The 8,351-nt window shown below is 69.3% G+C and carries 7 protein-coding genes; 5 read left to right on the forward strand and 2 right to left on the reverse strand.

Annotated elements, in window-relative coordinates; all coding sequences use genetic code 11:
- The 5 genes from V7702_RS15825 to V7702_RS15845 form a co-directional block, all read left to right on the forward strand.
- The coding region (locus V7702_RS15825; protein ID WP_442958427.1) for an efflux RND transporter periplasmic adaptor subunit at nucleotides 1-414 on the forward strand (414 nt) is incomplete at its 5' end.
- A 39-nt stretch (nucleotides 415-453) separates the two neighbouring features.
- A complete protein-coding gene (locus tag V7702_RS15830) occupies nucleotides 454-3,657 on the forward strand; it encodes an efflux RND transporter permease subunit (RefSeq protein WP_335651044.1) in 3,204 nt (1,067 codons plus the stop codon).
- A complete protein-coding gene (locus tag V7702_RS15835; RefSeq protein WP_335651045.1) occupies nucleotides 3,654-5,057 on the forward strand; it encodes a TolC family protein in 1,404 nt (467 codons plus the stop codon). The genes V7702_RS15830 and V7702_RS15835 overlap by 4 nt, the downstream gene beginning before the upstream one ends.
- Before the next feature lie 74 nt (nucleotides 5,058-5,131).
- Nucleotides 5,132-5,515 carry a hypothetical protein gene (locus V7702_RS15840; RefSeq protein ID WP_335651046.1) on the forward strand — a complete coding sequence of 128 codons (384 nt, stop codon included), beginning with the start codon at nucleotides 5,132-5,134 and terminating at the stop codon, nucleotides 5,513-5,515.
- Between the two features lie 140 nt (nucleotides 5,516-5,655).
- Nucleotides 5,656-6,762 (forward strand): mechanosensitive ion channel family protein, encoded by a 1,107-nt coding sequence (locus V7702_RS15845; RefSeq protein WP_335651047.1) that lies wholly within the window; start codon nucleotides 5,656-5,658, stop codon nucleotides 6,760-6,762.
- Here V7702_RS15845 and V7702_RS15850 read toward each other — a convergent pair.
- Both V7702_RS15850 and V7702_RS15855 read right to left on the reverse strand, forming a co-directional pair.
- Nucleotides 6,719-7,723 (reverse strand): serine hydrolase, encoded by a 1,005-nt coding sequence (locus V7702_RS15850; RefSeq protein ID WP_335651048.1) that lies wholly within the window; start codon nucleotides 7,721-7,723, stop codon nucleotides 6,719-6,721. The genes V7702_RS15845 and V7702_RS15850 overlap by 44 nt on opposite strands.
- Nucleotides 7,724-8,004: 281 nt before the next feature.
- On the reverse strand, nucleotides 8,005-8,351 hold a 347-nt coding region (locus V7702_RS15855; RefSeq protein ID WP_335651049.1), incomplete at its 5' end, for a J domain-containing protein.

Genomic DNA, 8,351 nt, shown 5'->3' on the forward strand with positions numbered 1-8,351 from the left:
GATCGGGACACCGGCGCGGTTCGCCTGCGCGCCACCATCGCCAATCCCAACGGGTTTCTGAAGCCCGGCATGTTCGGCCAGGGTCGCATGATCGGCGCCGACGCCTATCCCGCCCTGCTAATCCCCGAAACCGCCGTCGTCACCGACGGGGTCCGCCGGGTGGCCTATGTGGTCGATGGCGAGGGTATGGTGCAGGTCAAGCCTCTTGAGCTCGGCCCCGCCAGCGGCGGCCTGCGGGTCGTGCGCACTGGTCTGCGCCCAGACGACCGCGTGGTCATCGGCGGCCTCCAGCGGGCCATGCCTGGCCAGAAGGTAGAGGTCCAGCCTGGCAAGATCGCCCGGCAGGAGGCGGGCGGCTCCGAACAGCCGCGCCTGACCTCGGCGCCTGCGGCGTCCGCCACCCCGGCCAACTGATCCACACCCCTTCCGACTGCATTTCCGGGACCGCATTTCATGCGTCTGTCGCACTTCTTCATCGAGCGCCCGATCTTCGCCGGGGTGCTGTCGGTGTTCATCACCCTTGTCGGCCTGTTCGCCTATCCGCTGCTGGCCCTGTCCCAGTTCCCGGACATCGCGCCGCCGACCGTCGCGGTCATCGCCAACTATCCCGGCGCCTCGGCTGAAACCCTGGCCGAAACGGTCGCCGCGCCGCTCGAGCAGGAGATCAACGGCGTCGAGGACATGATCTACATGACCTCGTCCTCGTCGAACGGGACGGTGCAGATCACGGTCACCTTCCAGCCCGGAACGGACCTGGATTCAGCCCAGGTGCTGGTCCAGAACCGGGTGAGCCTCGCCGAACCCCGGCTGCCCGAACAGGTCCGGCAGGTGGGCGTCATCGTCAACAAGCAGTCCACCGGCTTCCTGATGGTCGTCGGCTTGACCGCCGATGCGGACAATCTGAGCGCCGACTATGTGGGCAACTACGCCAACTCCACCGTTCGCGACCGGCTGCTGCGGGTTGATGGGGTGGGCGAGGTCCAGATCTTCGGCGGCGGCCTCTATTCCATGCGGATCTGGATCGATCCCGGCAAGGCGGCCGAACGCAACCTGACGCCCAATGAGATCGTCGAGGCCCTGCGCGCGCAGAATCTGCAGGCCGCCGGCGGCACGGTCGGCCAGCCGCCCTTCGGCCCGGCTGTCGCCAGCGAGTTGCCCGTCGAGGTCCAGGGCCGTCTCTCCACCCCCGAAGCCTTTGGCGACGTGGTCCTGCGCCGCGATGCGGAAGGCCGCACCATCCGCCTGCGCGATGTGGCCCGGGTCGAGATCGGCGCCCAGGACTATGGGGTGCGAGGCTATTTCTCCGGCGAGCGCGGGGTGGCCATGGCCGTCCTGCAGCAGCCCGGCTCCAATGCGCTCTCGACCGCCGAAGGCATCATCGAGGCCATGGATGACCTGGAGCCCAACTTCCCCAACGGTCTGAGCTACCAGATCCCCTACAACCCCACCGAATATGTCGCCGCCTCGGTTTCGGCCGTGCAGCAAACCCTGCTGGAAGCCGTGCTGCTGGTCGTCCTGGTGGTCGTGGTGTTCCTGCACACCTGGCGGGCGGCCATCATTCCCATCCTGGCGATCCCGATCGCCCTGGTCGGGACCTTTGCTGTCCAATTGGCGCTTGGCTATTCGCTGAACTCCCTGTCGCTGTTCGCCCTGGTCCTGGCCGTCGGCATCGTCGTCGATGACGCCATCGTCGTGGTCGAGAACGTGGAGCGAAACATCCGCGAGGGGCTGTCGCCCCGGGAGGCGGCCCACCGGTCCATGAAGGAAGTGTCCGGGGCCCTGGTCGCCATCAGCCTGGTGCTAGTCGCGGTGTTCGTGCCGACCGCCTTCGTTTCGGGCATCCCGGGCATGTTCTATCGACAGTTCGCCGTGACCATCGCGGCGGCGACGGTGATCTCGCTGCTGGTCTCGCTCACCCTGTCGCCGGCTCTGGCCGCGCTGCTGCTCAAGCCGCACCGCAACGGCGAGACGCCCCATGGGCCCCGCTGGATGGCGCCGCTCACCGGCGCAGCTAACCGCTTCAACAAGGGCTTTGACTGGCTCAGCGATCGGTTTGGCCGCCTCACGGCTCGTCTGGTGCGGATGAGTTTCATCATGCTGATCGCCTATGTGATCCTGCTGGTGGCCACAGGCTGGCGCCTGGGCGAGACCCCGACAGGCTTCATCCCCGAACAGGACCAGGGTGTGCTGATCGGCGTCGTCCAGCTTCCGCCGGGCGCTTCGCTGGAACGCACCGACGCGGTGGTGCAACGCGCGACCGCCGAGATCGGCGCCATGGACGGCGTGCAGAACATCGCCGCCTTCGTCGGTCTCGACGGCGCCAGCTTCAGCATGGCCTCCAACAGCGCCACCATTTTCGTTCGCCTGACCGACTGGGGCGAGCGTGGGACTGAGCTCAACGCCCAGAACATGGCGGGCATGATCATGCAGCGCATGGGCGCCATCGAGGAGGCCAACATCTTCGTCCTGGCCCCGCCGCCGGTCGAAGGCCTCGGCAACGCCGGCGGCTTCAAGATGATGGTCCAGGATACCGGCGGCGTCGGCTATGCGGCGCTGGAACAGGCGGCAAACCAGCTGGCCGGCGCCGCAGCGCAGAATCCCAAGCTGGTCGGCGTGTTCAACCAGTTCAACACCGGCGCCCCCCGGGTGACCGCCGATGTCGACCGTGATCGCGCCCTGTTGCTGGGGGTCCAGCCGGCCGAAGTCTTCCAGACCCTGGGGACCTATCTGGGCTCCACCTATGTGAACGACTTCAACATGCTGGGCCGGACCTTCCGGGTGACGGCCCAGGCCGAACCCTCGGGCCGCTCCCAGGTGTCCGATATCGCCAACCTGAAGGTGCGGACGACGTCCGGCGGCATGGCGCCCCTGGGCTCCATCGCCACCCTGCGCGACGACTCCGGTCCGGCCCGCGTGGTGCGCTTCAACCTCGCGCCCTCGGCCGAAATCCTCGGCGGGGCGGCGCCTGGCGTCTCGTCCGGCGAGGCCCTGGCGGAAATGGAACGCCTGGCGGCCGAAACCCTGCCGGCCGGGGTCACCTTCGCCTGGACTGAACTCGCCTATCAGGAACAGGCCGCCGGGGACACGACCCTGCTGGTTTTCGCCATGGCGGTGGTCTTCGTCTTCCTGGTGCTGGCGGCCCAGTACGAGGCCTTCACCCTCCCGTTGGCCATTATCCTGATCGTCCCGCTCAGCATCCTGGCCGCCATGCTCGGAGTCTGGATGCGCGGCATGGACAACAACATCCTCACCCAGGTCGGACTCATCGTCCTGGTGGCCATGGCGGCGAAGAACGCGATCCTGATCGTGGAGTTCGCCAAGCAGGCCGAGGACCAGATGGGGATGAACCGCTTCGATGCGGCGGTGCATGCGGCCAGGACGCGACTGCGGCCGATCCTGATGACCTCCTTCGCCTTCATCTTTGGGGTGCTGCCCTTGGCCATCGCCTCTGGCCCCGGCCAGGAGATGCGCCAGGCCCTGGGCACGGCTGTGGTGTTCGGGATGATCGGGGTGACCATCTTCGGCCTGATCTTCACCCCGGTCTTCTACGTGGTCTGCCGTCGTCTCGCCGAACGCCTGCCTGGGCGCAAGGCCAAGCCCGAGCCGGTCTCTGACTCGGGCGTCCTCAGCCATCAAGCCCCGGAGTCCCGCCCGTGATCCCGTCCCGTCTGGCCGCCCTGTTCGCCGGCGCGGCTCTCCTGTCGGCCTGCGCGGCCGGCCCCGATTACCAGGTCCCTTCCGCGGGCTCCGCCGAGACTGGTCCCTTCATCGCCGCAGCCGATGGCCCGTTCACCGGGGGCCAGGCGCCCGACGACTGGTGGCGGCTCTATGAGGATCCGCTGCTGGATGACCTGGTGGCCGAGGCTCTCAGCGCCAACCGCGACATCGCCGTGGCCGCCGCCAACCTGGCCCAGGTTCGCGCCGCCCTGGGCGAGGCCCGGGTCGGCTTCCTGCCCTCGACCACCACGACGGCGGGCGCCGCCCGGGTTCGCCAGCAGGACCTGGCCACCGGCGCCTATGGGGAGAGCGACAGCTTCCAGGCCGGGTTCGAGGCCGCCTACGAGGTCGATTTCTTCGGCCGGGTGCGACGTTCGGTGGAGGCCGCCCGCGCTGACGCGGGCGCGGCCGAGGCCCTGCTGGACTCCGCCCGGGTCACCGTGGCGGCCGAAACCGCCCGGGCCTATGCCGATCTCTGCGCGGCCAATCTGCAGATCGCCACGGCCCAGCAGACCCTGGATCTGCAGCAGGAGACCGCCGACCTCACCAATGTCCAGTTCGAACTCGGCCGCGGGGCCGGCCTCGATGTCGCCCGCGCCCAGACCGAGCTGGAATCCACCCGCGCCACCCTGCCGCCCCTGGAGGCCCAGCGCGACAGCGCCCTGTTCCGCCTGGCTGTCCTGACCGGCCGTCCGCCGGCCCAGGCGCCGATCGCCGCAGCGGCCTGCAACGTGGTGCCCGAAGTCACCACCGCCATTCCGGTCGGCGACGGGGCGGCCCTGCTGGCGAGGCGTCCTGACGTCCGCGCCGCCGAGCGCCGACTGGCGGCGGCGACGGCCCGTATCGGCGTGGCGACGGCCAGCCTCTATCCCAGCGTGAGCCTGGGCGGCAGCATCTCCACCCTGGGCGCCGACGCCTCGGACCTGGGCGACGACTATCAGTTCAGCGTCGGCCCCCTGATCTCCTGGAGCTTCCCCAACATCCTGGCGGCGCGCTCGCGCATCAGTCAGGCCGGGGCCGCGGCCGATGCGGCCCTGGCGAGCTTCGAGCAGGTCAACCTGACGGCCCTGCAGGAAACCGAGGTGGCGCTCACCCAGTACGCCAAGGCCCTCGACCGCCGCGCGGCCCTGCAGCGGGCCCGCGACCAGGGCGAGCGCGCCGCACGCCTCTCGCGGATGCGCTATGACGCCGGCGTCGACAGCTTCCTGGGCGTGCTCGACGCCGAGCGGACCCTGGCGGGGCTTCAGGCCCAGCTGGCCCTGTCGCAGGCCCAGGTGGCCGACGCCCAGATCGTCCTCTTCAAGGCCCTGGGCGGCGGTTGGGCTCAGGCCGAGTCCTGAACGCCTTCTCATCGCCGCCTTCCGACGCTTAAGCTCCTCCCGCACGGCCGATCTCAGGCCGACGGGAGGAGCCGATGAGCCACAATGAACAGTCCGAGGCCGCCGCCATGGCCTGCCTCGACGCCTTCATGACCGCGTTCAACAGCCGCGACATGCAGGCCTTCGAACAGACCTTCAACTTCCCCTCGATCCGCCTGGCGTCCAACACGATGCGGATCATCAACAAGGGCGACCAGACGCAGGCGACGTTCGACCACGCCTCCCTCAAGGACTGGGATCACTCAGCCTGGGAAAAGCGCGAGATCATCCATTCGGGCCCGGACAAGGTGCACATCAACACCCGATTCACCCGCTATAGGGCGGACGGCAGCATCATCGGCGGCTTCGACTCCATCTATGTGGTCACCTGCGAGGATGGCCATTGGGGGATCAAGGCGCGCTCCAGCTTCGCCCCCTGACGAGCTGATCGATCAGCCGGCGCCTGCGGGGCGGGCGCCGGCGCGCTCCGGGTGGAATTCGACCCGAATCCCGAGATCTCTGCGGCGTCTTTGGCGTTGGGGCCTTGTTCCAGCCCCTGCGGCGCCTTGAGAGTCCACCCATGGCGGATCTGATCTTTTCCTACCGGCCCGAATGGGCGCCGCTCTGGCTGGTGAATCTGGCGGTCCTGGCCGCCGGCGCCTTGATGGCGCTGCTGCTGCACGAGCTCGTGGCGCGGACGATCCGCAGAGCTCTGCGCGGACGGGACATCTATTGGTCGACCCTGGTCGTCAAGCTGCGTCGCCCGACGCGACTGGCGGCGCTGATCCTCGGCCTCGCCGCCGGCGCCAGCCTGGCTCAATTGGGCGAGGGGGGCGTCGAGGCCCTGCGCCGTATCCTGGCCCTCGGCTTCGTGGCGTTGGTGGGCTGGAGCGCGCTTACCGCGCTGGACATCTGGAGCCTGCTCTATGTGCGCCGGTTCAGCCTGGACGCCGAGGACAACCTCCTGGCGCGGAAGCACATCACCCAGACCAAGATCCTGACCCGCACGGCCGGGACGCTGATCGTCGTCCTGACCATCGGCTTCGCCCTGATGACCTTCCCCGGGGTGCGGCAGTACGGGATCAGCCTGCTGGCCTCGGCCGGGGCGGCGGGCATCATCGCCGGCCTCGCCCTGCAGCCCTTCCTGACCAACCTGATCGCCGGCGTGCAGATCGCCACCACGCAACCGATCCGCATCGATGACGCGGTGATCGTCGAGAACGAGTGGGGCTGGATCGAGGAGATCACCTCGACCTACGTGGTCGTCCGGCTGTGGGACTGGCGGCGCATGGTCCTGCCGCTCACCTATTTCATCCAGCAGCCGTTCCAGAACTGGACCCGCGAGACCGCCTCCCTGATCGGCACGACCATGCTCTATGTGGACTACACCGCCCCCATCGACGTGCTGCGGGCCAAGCTGGAGGAGATCGCCAAGGCCTCGCCCCTATGGGACGGCCAGGTGGTCAATCTGGCGGTCACCGACGTGTCAGAGCGCACCATGCAGGTGCGCTGCCTGATCAGCGCCCGCAATGCGCCGACCACCTTCGACCTGCGCTGCGAGGTGCGGGAGAAGATGATCGCCTTCCTGCAGGCCGAGCTGCCCCACGTGCTGCCCCGCGACCGGCTCGACTTCGAGGCCATGGTCAGGGGCGAGGCGAAGGCGCCGGGAAACCCGATCTCAGGTTGAGGCCGGCGCCGGCTTCGGCGGTCTCCAGGGCGTCCAACGCCAGGCCGTCCTCATCGGCGGGCAGGGGGGCGAGCCCCTGGTGCTGCGCGATGATCGCCCGGGTCACCGCCTGCATCAGCGCCTGCCGTTCGGGGATCGGCGCCTCGGTCTCGGCGATCAGGACGGCGACCGCATAGGTCCGCCCGTCCGGCGCGGTCAGCAGCCCGACATCGTTGTAGCCCGTCGCCCGGGCGCCCATGACCTGACCGGTGCCGGTCTTGTGGGCAAGGCTCCAGCCCTCGGCCAGGCCGCCGCCGAGGCGCTTGGGGCCCGTCTGACTGGCGCCCAGCAGGCCCAGGAGGTGGGCGGTGGACTCAGGCGACAAAAGATCACCGGCCTGCAGTCGGTCCAGGGCCGCGACCACGGCCTCCGGGCTCGCCCCATCGGCCGGGTCCTGCAGATAGGCTTCCAGGGCCTCGCGACGGACCTCCTGCGGCATGGCGGCCCGCGCCTGCCAGAAGCTGCGGCCGAACGAGAACTCCGGTCGCCAGTCCAGGCCGGCGATTCGGGTCTGGAAGTAGCGCTCCTCATCCGCGAGGCTGATGGCGCCCAGCGCCTTCTCCGTCATCACCGCGCGCACCTGATCGGGCCCGCCCACCAACCGCATCAACACGTCATTGGCGGCGTTGTCGCTGCGGGTGGCCGCGCTCTCCAGCAGGGCGCCGACCGTGGTCTCATAGCCCCGCCGCCCCACATGGTCGCGGATCGGCTGGTGGAAGATGGACAGGTCCTCCCGTCGGACGGTGACCGGGTCATCCAGGGTGATGGCGCCCCGATCGACGGCGTCGAGCACGCTGATCGCCACCCAGAGCTTGCTGACGCTCTGCTGGGGGTAGAGGGCTTCGCCGTCATGGGTCGCGGTCCAGCCGCCCGACAGATCGCGCACGGCGATGCCGGCCCGGCCATTGAAACTGGCGCCCAACTCGGCGATTCGCTGAGCGAGCGGGGCAGGGACCTGAGGCGGCGGCTCTGGGAAGCGTAGGGAAGCCCATGTGGCCGTGGCCTGTTCCCCGGCCCCTGGGGCAGCCGGCGGCGGGATCAGCGCGCCGAAGCTCAGGGCCATAAGGGCGAGCGTTCCAGCCATCAGGCGCACGGAGAGGCGACGCCGCGCCAGCCTCTGCCGCCTTCGAGCCGCATCCCGCGCCGCCCTGGCCTCCGCGATGGTCGGTTCGCCCGCGAGCACCTTCGCCCCCTCGTTCCTCCCTAGACCATGCCCGCCTTGCGCAGGGCCTGATAGGCCTTGATCACCCGCTGCAGCTTGTGCTCGGCCGAGCGGTCGCCGCCGTTGGCGTCCGGGTGGCAGCGCTTGACCAGCTCGGTGTAGCGCGCACGGATGGCCGGGCCCTCCGCGTTATCGTCCAGGTCGAGGTCGGCCAGGGCGTTGCGCTCGATCTTGCCGAGCCTGCGCGCCGGCGTGGCCTGCGGTCCGGGGCCATGCACGCCCCCGTGGCCGAACATGTTGAACGGGTCCTGGTAGCCGCCTTTGCCACGGGCGAAATTGCTCGCGAAGGTCGCCGACTCCCGGGAGTTGCGGCTGGCCTTGAAGTCCC

Origin of the sequence: Phenylobacterium sp. (genome assembly GCF_036963605.1) — a bacterium.
Lineage (GTDB): Bacteria > Pseudomonadota > Alphaproteobacteria > Caulobacterales > Caulobacteraceae > Phenylobacterium.